This window comes from uncultured Lutibacter sp., from assembly GCF_947493565.1.
In the GTDB taxonomy this organism is placed as follows: Bacteria; Bacteroidota; Bacteroidia; order Flavobacteriales; family Flavobacteriaceae; genus Lutibacter; species Lutibacter aestuarii.
Map to the genome: position 1 here is coordinate 127466 of NZ_CANLRG010000002.1, position 17109 is coordinate 144574.

Below are 17109 nucleotides of genomic sequence, written 5' to 3' on the forward strand. Positions count from 1 at the left end.
TAAATTAAATGTTCTTTTTTTATGTTTTAAGCAACAACCCTTATGCTGTATAACTTAATTAACAAATTTACAAATTATTCTTAAATAGAGTACAATATTATGATAATTCTAGACAATATTCAACTTTTTACCCACTTTTATAAAGGCTTTTATGGCTTTATCTAAATGATTTTGGCTATGAGCTGCTGATAATTGAACTCTAATTCTAGCTTTTCCTTTTGGCACAACTGGGAAAAAGAATCCTATCACATAAATTCCTTCTTCTAGCAACATATTAGCCATATCTTGAGATAATTTGGCATCGTATAGCATCACTGGAACAATGGCAGAATCTCCTTTTACAATATCAAAACCAGCTTTGGTCATTCCTTCTTTGAAATAATTAGTATTCCATTCCAATTTATCCCTTAAAGAAGTATCTTTAGAGATCATTTCAAATACTTTTAGTGAAGACCCTACAATTGCTGGAGCTAATGAATTTGAAAATAAGTAAGGACGTGATCGTTGACGAAGTAGCTCTATAATTTCTTTTTTCCCTGTTGTGTAACCTCCCATAGCTCCTCCAAGAGCTTTTCCTAAGGTACCAGTTACAATATCAACTCTACCCATCACATTTTTTAACTCCAAAGTTCCTCTACCTGTTTTTCCAATAAAACCTGCTGCATGACATTCATCTACCATTACTAAAGCATCATATTTATCCGCTAAATCACAAATTTTGTCTAAACTTGCAACTACACCATCCATTGAAAAAACTCCGTCCGTTACAATAATTTTGAAGCGGTGGTTATTTTTATTTGCTTCAATTAGTTGTTCTTCTAAAGCTTGCATATCGTTATTTTCATATCTATAACGAGCAGCCTTGCATAAACGAACTCCATCAATAATTGAGGCGTGATTTAAAGAATCTGAAATTATAGCATCCTCTTGTGATAATAATGGCTCAAAAACACCACCATTAGCATCAAAAGCTGCAGCATATAAAATAGTATCTTCTGTTTGATAAAAATCGGCTATTGTTTGTTCTAATTGTTTATGAATGTCTTGTGTTCCACATATAAAACGAACCGAAGACATTCCAAACCCATGCGTGTCAAGAGTTTCTTTTGCTGCTTGAATTATTTCTTTATTATTAGATAAACCTAAATAGTTATTTGCACAAAAATTAATTACCTCTTCTCCAGTATTAATTTTAATTACCGCATCTTGAGAAGTTGTAATAATTCGTTCAGATTTGTATAAACCTGCTTCTTTAATCTCTTGCAGTTCGTTTTGTAAATGTTGTTGTATTTTACCGTACATGTTGTTTATTTTTTTACAAATTTATAAGTTTTTAAACTTCTTCAACAATAATTTCTTCATTAATATATACCAATATTTTTTTAATAATTGAATAATTTAAATCTTCAAGAATATTTTTATAATTTATTAGTTGTTGATGATATTTTTTATGAGGATTTCCTGTTTTATAATCTATAATTACTACTTCATTATTATTGACTACTAATCTGTCGGGGATGATAATTTGTTGATCTTTAGAAAGAATTTCTTGTTCGGTATAAACTTCATTATTTTGCTCAAAATACATTTGAAGTTTTGGGTGATTTACAATATTGTTGAGTATTAAACTTATGGCTACTTTTTCATTTTTTGAAATAGTACCATTAAAAATATATGTATTTACAACCTCTTCAATGTCGTTTTTGGTATTAATTTTTGATAAAATTTCATGAATTAAATTTCCATAACCAATTGCTTTTCCTTGTTCGGTATCCCAAAGTAAAGAAGAGTTAGCTACAATAGAAATGTTATGGTTTTTCCAAGAATTTGAAATAAAACTTTGTTGAAAACTCGATTTATTTTCTTCCTGTACTTCAATAGTTACTCGTTTTGGGTTTCCAAAAGTATAGTCATTTATAGCTGCATCCCAGGCATTTATTTTTTTTAAATAATTAATGAAAAACCCCGAGGTTACTGATAATTTTTCCTCTCCTTTTGTTAAATTTTGTTTTTCTGAAATAATATATAATTGTTCTATAGGACGAGTTAATGCAACGTATAATAAATTAAAATTATCTAATTCTAATTCTTCTCTTTGTTTTTCAAACAACTGTACTCCTTGCTCTCCAACATAATTTAACTTATTACTATAGTTAACCAATACCGAGTTTATAGTACTTTCGCTATTAAAATTATACCAAACTTTTGGGTTAATTTGTCGATAAATTTCAATATCATACGGAAAAATAACTACTGGAAATTCTAATCCTTTAGCTTTATGAATGGTCATAATTCTAACCGCATTTTTAGCTTCAGGAGCTACAATGCTAAGCTTCTCTTTTTTTAATTCCCAATAATCTAAAAAAGCATTTATTGAAGTTTCCTTTTTTTGTTGGAACTCAAAAACTACATCTAAAAAAAATTGAATATTTGAATCGGATTCTATAGCTAATTTAAAACTTCTAATACAATACTCTATACTTTCATAAAATGGACTTTGAACAAACTCATTATAATTAAAATAAAGCTGATACTGTTCAAGTTCTTCAAAAAACTGAGTAAAAGGAAGTTCAATAAAATGACTGAAAAATTTATGTTTTGACTCTTTAATTTTTAAAAAATCATATAAAAAATAAAGCAGCTTAATCTTATATTCTTTAGCTAGTGGGTTTTCTAACGCGTATAATAAATTAATAAGAAAGTTTATTTTTTTACTGTTTTTTAACAACAAGGTTTCTGATGAAATTATCTCAATTCCGTTTTCTGATAAATAATTAGCAACTGCAATGCCTTGATCTTTTTTTCTAACCAATACACACACTTCATTTTTTTGAAATGAAGCATCTAAATTTTGAATAATATTTAAAACCTTTTTAGGATACACTAATTCTTTATCTTCATCCTCATTACTTTTTTCTACAAATGACAACTGTACAAAACCTCCTATATTAGTAGTTGTATTTTGATTATTTCCATTAAAATACAAATTACTATAATTTGCGTTACTTAAAAATTGTGAAATATGTTGAAAAAACTTATTGTTAAAATTTATTATTTCGCTAAAGCTTCGGTAGTTGGTTTCTAAATTTTGTAGCTTTTTAGGCACATAAAAAGGATTATTAGTTGGAGCTATTTCTTTTGAAGAAAGGTTTATAAACTGTTCTGCTTTACCTCCTCTCCAACGATAAATAGACTGTTTTGCATCTCCAACAAGTAGTAATTTACCTTTTTCACCCAATTCATTTTCAGATGAAAGGGCATTATCTATTAATGGTATTATATTTTGCCATTGTAGTTCAGAAGTGTCCTGCATTTCATCAATAAAATAATATCGAAATTTTTCACCAATACGTTCGTAAATAAATGGTGCAGGTTCATTTTTAATGGTATTGCTAATTAACTGATTAAACTCCGCATTAAGCATTATATTATTTTCACTTTTTAATTCTTGTAACGCATTATTGATATAATTTAAAACAGCTAAAGGAATTAAACTTTCAATAATTAAACTGTTTAAAACATAGCTATTGTAAAAAGTTTCGAATATTTGTTTTGAAATAAAGTAGTAGTCTTTTAATTGATCTGAAATTGCTTCAATAGATGACTTGGAAACGGCATTACATTTGGCTGCATAGAGGTTTTTATTTTCTTCGATTGTTTTATTTAACCTTCCATCAAATTTTACAGCCTCTGGCTTTTGTTGCTTTAAGTTTTGGAGCTTTAAAAAATGTTTAGGAAGTTCACCAGCATAGCTAAACTCATTAAACTCTAAGCCATTATTTTTAATAAGTGTTATTGCTTTTTGGGCAACTTCCTTAAAATTATGTTCAATTTTTTGATTTTCTTTTTGAAGTTTATTTTTCAGCAATTTAAAATCTTGAACAGAAACATTTGTTAATAATTTTAAATGAGAAGCATGATTTTCATTTAAAATAATTTTTGCAAACTCTTTTAATTCTCTTGAAACATCCCAAGCTTTATCTTCATCTACTTTTTGAAGTGAATAATTAACCAATAAGTTTGTTAGCTCTTGATCTTCTCCTATTTTTGAAATTACTAAATCTACCGCTTCATTTAACAAACTTTCAGCATCCATTTCTACCTCAAAATTTAATGGAATTCCCAAATCAAAAGCAAAAGTTCTAATTAATTTATGGGTAAAACTATCAATAGTTGTAATATTAAAAGCTGAATAATTTTGAAGTATTGCGTTTAAAATTATCTTCGATCTTTTAAAAATTATATCATCTAACAAGTTTGTTTCTACGCCTATAACCTTAAGCATTTGGTTGGTAGTTTTTTTGGAAAATGCATTTAAATTTTCAACCACCCGCTCTTTCATTTCGCCAGCCGCTTTGTTGGTAAATGTAACTGCTAATATTTGTTGAAATTTATAAGGATTCTCACTGGTTAAAAGAATTTTTAAATACTCCTTTACCAAAGTAAACGTTTTACCGCTTCCAGCCGAGGCATTATATACTTGAAATGATGTTTGGTTTTGCACGTTCTATTTTTGATGCAAAATACCACTTTAAACACAAAAAGCCGAACGTTAAGTTCGGCTTTTTCAACATTTATTTAACCTATTAAATTTTATTTACCTTTTTAATAGCATTTGTAAATTCATCTAAATCGTTGTCATTTAGCACTAAATGAATGGCTTCATCAGCTACTTTTTCAACATTATCAATTGGAAATCCAAGTCCAACACATATTTTTTTTAACACTTTAGCTTCATCTCCTGTAGCTTCATTATCAGCAAAAACCATTTTTGCTAAATCATATAAATGTTCTATACGTTCTTCATAACTATGAGGAGTGTATATTGGATAATCTTCTGGATTATTTAAAATTTCTTTGTATTTTTCTTCTAAAATATGAAATCTTTTAGCCAATCTTTTTAATAATACTTCTTCTCCTTCAGACAAAAAACCATCTGCCTTTGCCAATCTAACTACACTAGCAAAATGTGCAATATTTCTTTTTTGTTTACCACTTAAATTATGATCTGAAATTCCCATTTAATAAATTTTAACCGCAAATATAAATAAATATCTAAATATTTAAATTTAATTTTTCAAGTTAATGTTTCATGGGGTTTGCTTGTTTAATAACTTTTTTAAAATCGTCCATATCAGGTTCTTTTAAAAAAAACTTAATTGCTTCTTTAACAATTAATCTTGCGTTTTCTGCTGGAAAACCTAAACCTACGGCAATTCTATCCATCATAGAGGTTTTATCTATTGTTGGATTTTTATCTAAGAATAGCATTTTGGTTAAGTCGTATAAATGCTCTAATCGCTCCTCATAACTTACAGGCGGATTAATAGGGTACTTGTTTGGGTTTTTTAATATGGCTTCGAATTCATTTATAGTTATATCTAACCTTATCGCTAATCGTTCAAGTAGCCTGCGTTCATCTGCGTTAATCACATTATCAAGCAAAGCTAATCTAACTATCGAAGCAAAATGCCCAATATTTTGTTCGTGCAACCCTGTTGGGTATAAATCTGAAATAGACATAATAACTGATACTTTTTTAATTCACTTACCTAAATTTACATAATAATTGTTAATTTTTTTCATTTTTTTTATAAAATACTACCTTTGGCAAAATTTGCAACAGTTGAGTAAGCAAAATATTATTAAAACCTACGAACAAATTGTTGAAAACAAACAATTTGTTCAACTCTTATTAAAAGAAAAACAACAAATTCAAATTTCGAATTTGGTTGGATCTTCATTGTCTTTTATCATTTCTGAAAGCTTTAAAAAAGTAGATAAGCCCTTCCTATTAATCTTTAACGATAAGGAAGAAGCAGCCTATTATTTAAACGATTTAGAACAATTGTTAAATGATAAAGATGTGCTTTTTTATCCAGGATCTTACCGTAGGCCTTATCAGATTGAAGAAGTTGATAATGCCAATGTTTTATTACGTTCAGAAGTTTTAAACCGATTGAACTCTAGAAAAAAACCAGCGGTAATTGTAACCTATCCAGATGCACTCTTTGAACAAGTTGTTACCAAAGCGGAATTAAAGAGAAACACCCTAAAAATTGGTGTAAACGATAATTTAAGCTTAGATTTTGTAAACGAAGTCTTGTTTGAATACCATTTTAATCGTGTTGATTTTGTTACCGAACCAGGTGAATTTTCTGTTCGTGGGGGTATTATTGATGTATTTTCATTCTCAAATGATGAACCCTATAGAATTGAATTTTTTGGCGATGAAGTAGATAGCATTCGAACTTTTGATGTTGAAACTCAACTTTCAATCGAAAAACTAACAAAAGTTAGCATAATGCCAAATGTTGAAAATAAAACATTGGATGAAAAACGAGATAGTTTTTTAAAATATATTTCCTCTAAAACTGTTGTTTTTACTAAAAATAAAGACCTATTTGCTGATAGACTTAATAAACTATTCTCAAAGGCAGAGGAAGTGTTTAAACAATTATCTACTTCCATAAACCACACCAAACCAAGTGAGCTTTTTTGTAATGGTCAACTCATAAAAAAACAATTAAAAGATTTTACAACTGTTGAAATTGTAAACACATTTCAAGCAGGAGTTACTTCTAAAACACAACAAAAAATTCTTCAAAATGGAGAAAACAATGCCATAATATTTAATACAAAACCACAACCAGCATTTAATAAACAATTTGATTTGTTAATTGAAAATTTTCATCAAAATTCAGAAAAAGGTTTTACCAATTATTTGTTTTGTGATTCTCAAAAACAAGCCGATCGTTTTCATGATATTTTTAATGATGTTGACAAAGAAATTGAATACAAAACCATTGTTTTTCCATTATTCCAAGGTTTTATTGATGTAGATAACAAGTTAGTTTGCTATACCGATCATCAAATTTTTGAACGTTATCATAAGTTCCGTTTAAAAAATGGCTACGCTAAAAAACAAGCTATTAGCTTAAAAGAATTAACCAATCTTGAAATTGGAGATTTTGTTACCCATATTGATCACGGTATTGGAAAATTTGGAGGACTTCAAAAAATAGATGTTGAGGACAAAAAACAAGAAGCTATTAAATTAATTTATGGAGAACGCGATATTTTATACATCAGCATTCACTCACTTCATAAAATTTCAAAATACAACGGAAAAGATGGTAAAGCTCCTAAACTTCATAAATTAGGTTCTAAAGTTTGGAAAAACCTTAAGCAAAAAACCAAATCTCGTATCCGTCATATTGCTTATAACTTAATCGAGTTGTATGCAAAACGAAAATTTCAAAAAGGATTTCAATATCAACCAGATAGTTATTTACAACACGAGCTTGAGGCTAGTTTTTTATATGAAGATACTCCAGATCAATCTTCAGCTACTCAAGATGTAAAAACAGATATGGAAAGTGAACAACCTATGGATAGGTTGGTTTGTGGAGATGTTGGATTTGGAAAAACTGAAGTTGCGGTTAGAGCCGCTTTTAAAGCAGTCGATAACGGAAAACAAGTTGCTATTTTAGTGCCAACTACAATTTTAGCTTTTCAACATTTTAAAACATTTAGCGAACGTTTAAAAGATTTTCCCGTAACTGTAGAATATTTAAATCGGTTTAGAACAGCAAATCAACGAAAAGGAGTGTTAACTGGTTTAGAAAATGGTTCTGTTGACATTGTTATAGGTACGCATCAATTAACTAATGCAGCTATAAAGTATAAAAATTTAGGATTGTTAATTGTTGATGAAGAACAAAAATTTGGTGTTGCTGTTAAAGACAAGTTAAAAACCATTAAAGAAAATATTGACACTCTTACATTAACCGCAACTCCAATTCCAAGAACATTGCAATTTAGTTTAATGGCAGCTCGAGATTTATCAGTAATAAGCACTCCGCCACCAAACCGGGTTCCTATTGAAAGTAATGTGATTCGTTTTAATGAAGAAATTATACGTGATGCTATTCGATATGAAATTCAACGAGGTGGACAAGTATTTTTTATACATAACAGAATTGAAAACATAAAAGAAGTTGCTGGAATGTTACAACGGCTAATACCAGATGCTAAAATTGGTATTGGTCACGGGCAAATGGATGGTAAAAAATTGGAGCAATTAATGCTTTCTTTTATTAATAATGAATTTGACGTGTTGGTTTCAACCACCATTATTGAAAGTGGTTTAGACGTGCCGAACGCAAATACCATTTTTATAAACAATGCCAACAATTTTGGCTTATCCGATTTACACCAAATGCGTGGAAGAGTTGGACGTTCAAACAAAAAAGCGTTCTGTTATTTTATTACACCGCCTTATCATATGATGACAGATGATGCGCGTAAAAGAATTGAAGCCATTTCGTTATTTACCGATTTAGGAAGTGGAATTAATATTGCCATGAAAGATCTAGAAATTCGTGGTGCTGGTGATCTATTAGGTGGTGAACAAAGCGGTTTTATTAATGATATTGGTTTTGATACGTATCAGAAAATATTGACCGAAACCATTGACGAATTAAAAGAAAATGAGTTTAAAGACTTGTACAAAGATGATTCAAATGAGCCAAAAAAATATGTAAAAGAGATTCAAATTGATACTGATTTTGAAATATTATTTCCAGATGATTATATCAATGTAATTTCTGAAAGATTGAATTTATACAACCATTTAAGTGAGTTAAAAACCGAAGAAGAATTACAACAATTTGAAGTACAATTAATTGATAGATTTGGTGAGCTTCCAACACAGGTAGTAGATTTATTAGACAGCGTTCGTATAAAATGGATCGCTAAAAAATTAGGTATAGAACGTTTAATTTTAAAGAAAAATAGAATGATTGCTTACTTTGTTTCTGATCAACAAAGTTCATATTATCAAACACCCATTTTCACAAAAGTGCTGTCGTATGTTCAAAAAAACCCAACAAGTTGTGTGATGAAAGAAAAGGAAACCAAAGCTGGGCTACGTTTATTACTTACCTTTATCAAAATAAATTCGGTTGAAAAAGCTTTAAATACCCTTGTAAATGTTGAAAAATAATCATTTAAAACATGTTTTAGAACTAAATATAGCTGTGCTTTTAGTTAGTACGTCGGGGGTTTTAGGGCGTTATATTGAAATGCCACCACCTGTTACTATTTGGTTGCGATGTGTTTTTGCTGCAATTATTTTAGGGATCTTTTGTTGGTATAAAAAAATAGATTTAAAAGTACTTCGAAAAAGAGACTGGTTCACTATAGGAATCAGTGGTTTATTTTTTGGAGCACATTGGGTAACTTATTTCTACGCCTTGCATCTTTCCAATGTGGCAATTGGAATGCTTTCATTATTTACCTACCCTGTGGTAACAGCGCTACTTGAACCCTTATTTTTTAGAACTAAATTAAATATTAAACATGTAGTTTTAGGCGGTATAGTTTTAGTTGGAATTTATTTTTTAACACCCGAATTTGATATTCATAACAACTATACCAAAGGAGTTATTTTTGGACTAATTTCTTCAGTTTTTTATGCAATTAGAAATATTTTAATGAAGAAAAAAGTAGCCAACTATCATGGCTCTATGCTAATGTTTTATCAAATGATTATAATTACTTTAGTTCTATGGCCAGTTCTTTTTATTTTTGAGACAAATCCAACTATAAACGATTGGTCTGCTCTTATTGTTTTAGCTTTATTTACTACTGCCATTGGACATACGTTATTTGTAATAAGTTTTAAAAACTTCTCGGTAAGTACTGCAAGTATTATGAGTAGCGTACAACCTATTTATGGAATTATATTCGGCTTGTTATTTTTAAATGAAATACCAACCTCAAAAACTATTATTGGAGGAATTTTAATAATTTCGACAGTAATTATTGAAAGTATTCGAACAAACAAAAAGTAATATGGAATTTTTCAGAATTATTGATAAACAAACTACAGAAGAACAGCTTCAAAAAAATATACTGCCAACTACTATTGATAGGTTTACTGAGACTATGCTTTTTCTTGAAAGTTTCAATTCTGATTTTAAAGGCGTTACTCTTTGGGGTGAATTCAATATTAGTTATCACAAAATTAATGGAGGTGTACGATTTACTTTGCTGGATTGCCCAAATGCACTATCGTGGACGATAACCACAGGCTTTCCACCTGAAAGAAATAAAATTGTAGTACACTGCACCATAAACCGAATTCAAAAACCAACTGAGTTTATTGAAGAAATTGAAGAATTTTTAGGTGAATGGGAGGCTGGATTGTTTGAAAATTTCTAAAATGTAAATTCCATTGTAAAATAATTAGTTACATCTATCACATGCATTCCCACACTTTCTGCAGCTTGCATTCCTAAAATTCCATCTTCAAAAACCACGCAATCTTTTGGAGCAACTTTCATCAATTCAGCACATTTTAAAAAAGTTTCAGGATGTGGCTTAGGGTTGATAATATCTGTAGAAGTAACAACTATATCAAAATATTGTTGCATATTAATAACTTCTAATGTTTTTTGGGCTCCACTTCTAGTACTCCCAGTTCCAATAGACATTGGTAAAACTTGATGATATTTTCGAATTACATCTGCTACTATTGAAATTTCTTTAGTACTCTCTACTAATGTTTTAAAATGAGATGACTTTATGGCTCCAACTTCAATAGGATTCATGGTAGTTCCAAATAACTCATTTAGTTTTAAAATAGTTGCAGTTCTTGGCTTTCCAGTTAAACTCATAAATAACTCTGCATTAAAATCAATGCCATAAGGAGTAACGGCTTTTCGCCATGATTCAAAATGATATTGCATCGTATCTGCTATGGTGCCATCTAAATCAAAAATGAGACCCTTTACATTTTTTGGGATTTCAATCATATCGGGTTTGAATAGGTTTTGTTGCGTGTTTAAAGTTCAAATTTAGCAAAAAAACGAATAGGAAGTCCTTTAGAGTTTTCGTAAGTTGGCTTAAATTAGCAATAAACTATATTACTGTATTACAGGTAGTTTTTTTAATAATTTTAATATTTTTTTCATCAACTCTTTTAAATGAGTTCCGTTTTCATACTCTATATTGTAAGTTGAACTTCCAGAAGCTGTAGTTGAATATTCGGAACCCTTTTTACGTAAATAAATAATCGGTTTTCCTTTTGCTTTTGCATATCCAATTTCAATTCCTACTCCAATTGATTTAGTCGTCAATTCAGCAATTAGAAAATCAGAGTTGTCAATCTCAACAAACGCTGTTTTCATCATTTCAATTTCCTCATTTTCTTTGAAATTATATTTATCAACAAATGAAAGTAATTTAATATCATTCGTTTTACATATTTCAATCAAGCTTTGTACTTCTTTATCGAATAATTTTCGGTTAGAATAACTTATGGCTAAATATGCATTTCTCATTTTTGTTAAATTACCTAACAATTATTTTTATAAACGACAAAAATAGAAATTATTGAAAGAACCAACGTAAACAAACCATTAAATAGCTTCAAACAGTTTTCCAGGTAATGGTTTTACTATTCCTTTCATTTCTAAATTAAATAATACTGTAGTTGTTTTATGGATGGGCAAATTACAATTCAAAGAAATTACATCTAACATTTTTTTACCTTCATCTACTAAAAAATCGTACACTAATTGTTCAATTTCGTCTAATTCAACAAATAATTGCTTTTGAATTGTTTTTGTTAAGGTAGTTTCCAATTCCCAATTTAACATTTCTATCAAATCTTTTGAAGAAGTTAAAATGGCCGCTTTATTTTGCTTAATTAAATTATTACAACCCTTACTATAAGTGTCAGATGCTCTACCAGGAACTGCAAAAACATCTCTATTATATGAATTTGCAATATCTGCAGTTACTAAAGAACCTCCTTTTTCAGCAGATTCAATGATAATAGTTGCCTCAGAAATACCCGCTACAATACGGTTTCTTTTTAAAAAATTTTCTCGAGTTAAAGCGTCATTATGCCAAAAATCAGTTAAAAAACCACCATTATTGTTAATTTGAGCCATGTATTTTTTATGGGATTTAGGGTAAATTTCTTCAAAACCATGAGCCAATACTCCAACGGTTTGCAAGTTGTTTTTTAGAGCTGCTTTTTGTGCGCAAATATCTACTCCATAAGCAAAACCACTTACAATTATTGGGTTATAACTTTTAAGTTCTTCAATTAATTTTTCACAAAAAGTCCTTCCGTAACTAGTAATTTTTCTTGTTCCAACAATACTTATTACTGGATGATTTAATAAATTAATAGTTCCATCTTTAAATAATAGTATAGGACCATCTATACAATGTTTTAATTTTTCGGGATAATCTTTTTCTTTAAAATAAAGTGTTTCAATTGCTTTTTGTTGAATGTATTTTAATTCCTTTTCTGCATCTTTTAAATTTTTTATATCAAATAAATGGCGTATGGTAAAAGCTCCTATCCCATTTATTTTTTGAAGTGTTTGTTGTTTTTCTTTTAGTACATTTTTGGCGCTTCCACAGTGAGATATTAACTTTTTAGCATTGATATCTCCAATACCTTTTGCACGTTGAAGTGCCAAAACATAGAGTAATTCTTCTTCTAGCATATTTTAACAATTTGAATGTCAATATATAAAATTATTGTTAATAAAAAAGCTGATAACTTTCAAAAATACATTCGCTTTTTTCTATATTTGTTTTAATGACACTAGCAAAATACATAAGCGACTTATTATACCGATATGAATGTGTAATTATTCCAAATTTTGGCGGATTTGTTACCAATGAAATTTCTGCAAAAGTAAATCACTATACGCATACATTTTATGCACCTTCTAAACAATTAACCTTTAATTCACATTTACAAAATAATGATGGTTTATTGGCAAATTATATAGCAGCGTCTCAAAATATTTCATATTCAAAAGCTTTAGAGTTTATTTCTAAAGAAACCGAACAATGGAAATTTCTTTTAAAAAATAATGAATTAGATATTGAAAATATTGGGTCACTTCGTTTAAATAAAGAAGGAAATTATATTTTTGAACCCAACACCTCTGTAAACTATTTAACTTCATCTTTTGGTTTTAGTACTTTTAATTCACCAGCAATTAAACGTATGGAATACCAACAAAAAGTTAAACAACTTAAAACTATAGCTCCTGTTTTACCAACCAATGAAAATAAAACGCCTGCTTTTATAAAATATGCAGCTAGTGCAGCTATTATTTTTGCTTTAGGAACGCTCGGTTGGAACGAATATCAAAAAATAACATACAACAATTTGGTAGCTGAAGCTGAACAACAACAGCAACAAGTAGAAAAAACTATTCAAGAAGCAACCTTTGTTATCAACAATCCATTACCTGCTATTACTTTAAATGTTACCAAACAAACCTACAACTATCATGTAATTGCTGGTGCTTTTAGAGAGTCTATAAATGCTGAAAAGAAACTTAAAGAGTTACTTGAAAAAGGTTACAATGCTAAAATTTTAGGAGTCAACAAATGGAATTTAACACAAGTTTGTTACTTAAGCACCAATTCTAAAAATGAAGCAATTAACACCTTAAACAGCATTAAAAAAAGTGTTTCTAAAGATGCATGGTTGTTAGTAAAAGAGTACTAATAACTTAGACTTTATAGCTTTTATTATTTTTCATAAAATAGCCTTATCTTTGCCGAAAATCAAAAAGGCATGGTAAAAACACCTAAAGAATCTTTAACTATTTTAACTGATATTGTTTTACCTGGTGAAACCAATCCATTAGGAAATCTATTTGGAGGGGAATTACTAGCTAGAATGGATAGAGCTTGCAGTATTGCTGCACGTCGTCATTCAAGAAGAATTGTTGTAACAGCCTCTGTAAATCACGTTGCTTTCAATAAAGCTGTCCCCGTTGGAAGTGTAGTAACAATTGAAGCTAAAGTTTCACGTGCTTTTAAATCATCTATGGAAATATATGTAGATGTTTGGATAGAAGATAGAGAATCACAAGAGCGCTCTAAAGTAAACGAAGGAATTTACACTTTTGTTGCTGTTGACACCACAGGAACTCCAGTTACCGTTCCTCAAATTGAACCAGAAACAGAGTTAGAAAAAAAACGTTTTCAAGGTGCATTAAGAAGAAAAGAATTAAGTTTAATTCTTTCTGGAAAAATGAACCCAAATGAAGCTACTGAATTAAAAGCACTTTTTACAAATTAAACAACTACATTCTATAAATCCAAGAGGCTGGGTTTTCTGTGGTAGTGTTTTTTGACAATACAAACCCAAGTATAGTTTTACCCGTAACCTTATCTGTAAAAATAGTCCCAATTTCTTGTTTTGTAGTTACTTTATCACCTTTATTTACAAATACGGTTGCTAAATTTTTATAAATGGAAATATAATTTCCGTGTTGAATATATACCATTTTTTTATTCCCACTCATTACTTGTACCGCTAAAACTGTTCCGTTAAAAACCGCTCTAGCTTTACTTCCTGAACTTGTAGTAATTCTAACTCCATTACTTTTAATAGTTGCTGTTTTAACAATTGGATGAGGCTGATTTCCGTAGTACATAGAAACATACCCTTTTTCAACTGGCCAATCTAGTTTTCCTTTGTTTAACTCAAATTTAGAGGCTAATTCTTTAGCTTCTGGCGTTAAAGCAAAAGTAGCAGAAGAACTTGAAGTTGTAGTTTTTGTTGATCCAGAAGCTTTATTAGATGCCACAATTGCATCTCTAATTAATTTTTCAATTTGTGCATCAATTCTACTCTCCTCTCTTTGAAATTGTTTTATTTGTCTTTTATACTTGTTTTCTTTTTTCTTAATTTGAGTTAACAAATTTTCTTGCTCCTTTTTTTCTTTTTCTATAACAAATTGTTCTTTCTTTTTTTCTTCAAGCAACACTTGCTTTTGTTTTTTCTTTACTTCTAAAGAATCCGTTAATATTTCTAATTCTTTAGTTTTTTCAATAATCTCTTCCCCTTGTCTTTTTCTAAATGAAGTATATTGCTTCATATATTGAAATCTTTTATATGCTTGAAAAAAGTTGTCGGATGATAGTAAAAACATGATTCTACTATTTTGAGATTTACTTTTATAAGATTTAAAAATCATGTCTCCATAATCTTTTTTTAAAGCTTCAAGATTGCGCTTATTTTTATTAATTTCAAGCTGATTTAAATAAATTTCGTTACCTAATTCATTAGATTCTTTGGTAATAATTAAAATTAGTTCTTCACGTGCATTAATTTTTCCATCTAAATCTTTCAACTCAACCAATAGGTTTTTTTCTTTTCTTTTGGTATTTGAAAGTAACGCATTAATGTATATTTGATCCTTTTGTAATTGAACACGACGCGCTTCTAATTTTTGACGCTTAGTTTTTTGAGCTGATATATTTACACTTAACAAAAGTGCTACTGCAAGAAAAAGGTAATTTAATTTGAACTGCATTATTCTAAACTAATTTCTTTGTAACCATTAGGAATTGAAAAAGGAAATGTTAATTTTTGATTAAATTCAACTGACCTATATTCAATATTAATTGTAGTTATACTTTTATTATCAGTAGCCCTAATACGAATATTTTCAGGAAACTGTTCTCCTTTTATTTCTTTATAATGCGGATAAGATACAATTAATAATTGTTGTTTTTCAGTGTTTCTAATTTCTTGTTTATTTAACTTAAAATTATCTGGATTCATAAAAAATAAAATCCCAAACAAATCATTGTCTTTTTTAGGACTTAATTGATATAAGTTATTCGCTATTTTTGAGTTATATTTTCCTTTTTTTAAATCTAAAACTGCTTGCCCTAGTAAAATATTTTGGACTTTTTCATAATCTAATTCTGTCCCCAACCACTTACTTAATAGAGAAAAATCGCCATCAAAATATGTGCGCTGTAACTTTTCATAATAACTAACCCTAGTAGGTGTTATTTTAACTTTCGCTAAAGGAATTCCAAGTTTGGTGGCACTCATCCAAATTGTTTTATCTTTTTCTATTCGTAATTTAATCGTAACGGAAGCTGATGTTTTACGGTCTTTGTAACGAGCACTTATTTTAGCATTGACTGTTTTTTTATTAAAATTTTGATGGTAGTGGTTGTTAATTATTTTTTTTGTTGAAATATCTCGAACCGCACTTTTATCTGCAATATTTTTATTGGTTTTACATGAAGTAATTATCAATAAAATTAATACTACTATTTTTGAAATGTTTTTCATTTAATTTCTTTGTCTTAATTCTTGAAGCTTCTGTTTATATTTCAAAATGTCTTTTTGTTTATTCAACCCTTCATAACTAATAATTAACTGCATATAAAACTCAGCTTCCATTTTCATATCATCTATTACAAAATCAATGCCAATAGTTAAAACGTCAACAGCTTCATTATATTTCCCCAACTTATTTAATGCCATTCCATTTATTTTATATAAATAAGGTTGAGCTGGGAATAAATCTAACGCAGCTTTACTATCTAAATACACCTGTTTAAATTTCTCTTCAGTTACTTCTTTTGATAAAATTTCTTTTAAAATTTTAAACTCTTTTTTTTCAACATAAATTTTTTTTAAGGAGTCTATATCAGTAGTTTTATAATCATCCACCTCAGTTAACTTCTTATGAATAATTACTTTAGCTCTGGTGTCCAAATATTTTTGATATGCTTTGGTTTTTAACGTTGTTAAACCTCTTTCTTTAATTTCAGAAATTAATTTTTTAGCGGCTTCCAAATCAGAATTTTGAAGGTAAAGCACCACCAATCCATCAGAGTATTTTGGATTGGCATCCATTAATTTCTTTTGAATTTCTATTGCATCAATAAAATTTCTTTGAGCTTTTAAAATGGCTACTTTTTGACTTAATAAGTAATTGTTATTAGGCTCTTTTATTAAAGCTTTATTAATGAAAATTTCTGCTTCAAAGTATTTTTTTAGCGCCAAATAATTTTTAGAAAATTCAAAAAAAACAGCCACATTAGTAGAATCTATTTCATAACATTTTTCTAAATTTTCAATGGCTTTGCTATAATTATTAATAGCTTTTTGTTTTAAAGCTTCAAAAAAATGAGTTTGAAACATTAACTGTTCATCTTCATTTATCGTTGCTTTTTGAGCTGAAACTAGTATTGAAAAAAACACCATTCCAACTATAAAAATGCTATGTAACCTATTTCCTTTCATAC

General features: G+C 28.9%; 15 protein-coding genes. 5 read left to right on the forward strand and 10 right to left on the reverse strand.

Going from position 1 to position 17109, the window contains the following annotated elements; translation table 11 throughout:
* Positions 1–108: 108 nt before the first annotated feature.
* The 4 genes from kbl to Q0714_RS02430 form a co-directional block, all read right to left on the reverse strand.
* Complete coding sequence (kbl, locus tag Q0714_RS02415) at positions 109–1302, reverse strand: glycine C-acetyltransferase (RefSeq protein ID WP_298262712.1); 1194 nt, start codon at positions 1300–1302, stop codon at positions 109–111.
* Positions 1303–1333: 31 nt separating this feature from the next.
* Entirely contained in the window at positions 1334–4504 is a 3171-nt protein-coding gene (locus Q0714_RS02420; RefSeq protein ID WP_298262713.1) for an exodeoxyribonuclease V subunit beta, read from the reverse strand.
* Positions 4505–4586: 82 nt separating this feature from the next.
* Complete coding sequence (locus tag Q0714_RS02425) at positions 4587–5021, reverse strand: TerB family tellurite resistance protein (protein WP_298262714.1); 435 nt, start codon at positions 5019–5021, stop codon at positions 4587–4589.
* 61 nt (positions 5022–5082) lie between these two features.
* A complete protein-coding gene (locus Q0714_RS02430; protein WP_298262715.1) occupies positions 5083–5523 on the reverse strand; it encodes a TerB family tellurite resistance protein in 441 nt (146 codons plus the stop codon).
* Between the two features lie 103 nt (positions 5524–5626).
* Here Q0714_RS02430 and mfd point away from each other — a divergent pair, with 103 nt between their 5' ends.
* From mfd to Q0714_RS02445, 3 genes are read left to right on the forward strand one after another with little or no spacing between them, the layout of a single operon-like run.
* Entirely contained in the window at positions 5627–9007 is a 3381-nt protein-coding gene (gene mfd, locus Q0714_RS02435) for a transcription-repair coupling factor (protein WP_298262716.1), read from the forward strand.
* Positions 8994–9857 carry a DMT family transporter gene (locus Q0714_RS02440; protein ID WP_298262717.1) on the forward strand — a complete coding sequence of 288 codons (864 nt, stop codon included), beginning with the start codon at positions 8994–8996 and terminating at the stop codon, positions 9855–9857. The genes mfd and Q0714_RS02440 overlap by 14 nt, the downstream gene beginning before the upstream one ends.
* 1 nt (position 9858) lies before the next feature.
* Complete coding sequence (locus Q0714_RS02445) at positions 9859–10227, forward strand: hypothetical protein (protein WP_298262718.1); 369 nt, start codon at positions 9859–9861, stop codon at positions 10225–10227.
* Here the strand turns inward: Q0714_RS02445 and Q0714_RS02450 are convergent.
* The 3 genes from Q0714_RS02450 to dprA all read right to left on the reverse strand — a co-directional run bounded on the left by Q0714_RS02450 (position 10224) and on the right by dprA (position 12530).
* A complete protein-coding gene (locus Q0714_RS02450; protein ID WP_298262719.1) occupies positions 10224–10820 on the reverse strand; it encodes an HAD family phosphatase in 597 nt (198 codons plus the stop codon). The genes Q0714_RS02445 and Q0714_RS02450 overlap by 4 nt on opposite strands.
* A gap of 111 nt (positions 10821–10931) precedes the next feature.
* Positions 10932–11348, reverse strand: coding sequence for a nucleoside 2-deoxyribosyltransferase (locus Q0714_RS02455; protein WP_298262720.1), 417 nt, complete (start codon positions 11346–11348; stop codon positions 10932–10934).
* Between the two features lie 78 nt (positions 11349–11426).
* Positions 11427–12530 carry a DNA-processing protein DprA gene (gene dprA, locus Q0714_RS02460; RefSeq protein WP_298262721.1) on the reverse strand — a complete coding sequence of 368 codons (1104 nt, stop codon included), beginning with the start codon at positions 12528–12530 and terminating at the stop codon, positions 11427–11429.
* Positions 12531–12625: 95 nt separating this feature from the next.
* Between dprA and Q0714_RS02465 the strand changes: the two genes are divergently transcribed.
* Both Q0714_RS02465 and Q0714_RS02470 read left to right on the forward strand, forming a co-directional pair.
* On the forward strand, positions 12626–13552 hold the full coding sequence (locus Q0714_RS02465) for a hypothetical protein (RefSeq protein ID WP_298262722.1): 927 nt from the start codon (positions 12626–12628) through the stop codon (positions 13550–13552).
* 69 nt (positions 13553–13621) lie between these two features.
* Positions 13622–14131, forward strand: coding sequence for an acyl-CoA thioesterase (locus Q0714_RS02470; RefSeq protein ID WP_298262723.1), 510 nt, complete (start codon positions 13622–13624; stop codon positions 14129–14131).
* Between the two features lie 4 nt (positions 14132–14135).
* Here Q0714_RS02470 and Q0714_RS02475 read toward each other — a convergent pair whose 3' ends face one another.
* The 3 genes from Q0714_RS02475 to Q0714_RS02485 are packed head-to-tail and all read right to left on the reverse strand — an operon-like array spanning position 14136 to position 17107.
* Positions 14136–15371 (reverse strand): peptidoglycan DD-metalloendopeptidase family protein, encoded by a 1236-nt coding sequence (locus Q0714_RS02475; RefSeq protein WP_298262724.1) that lies wholly within the window; start codon positions 15369–15371, stop codon positions 14136–14138.
* Positions 15371–16147, reverse strand: coding sequence for a DUF4292 domain-containing protein (locus Q0714_RS02480; RefSeq protein ID WP_298262725.1), 777 nt, complete (start codon positions 16145–16147; stop codon positions 15371–15373). The genes Q0714_RS02475 and Q0714_RS02480 overlap by 1 nt, the downstream gene beginning before the upstream one ends.
* A complete protein-coding gene (locus Q0714_RS02485; RefSeq protein ID WP_298262726.1) occupies positions 16148–17107 on the reverse strand; it encodes a hypothetical protein in 960 nt (319 codons plus the stop codon).
* Positions 17108–17109: the final 2 nt, after the last annotated feature.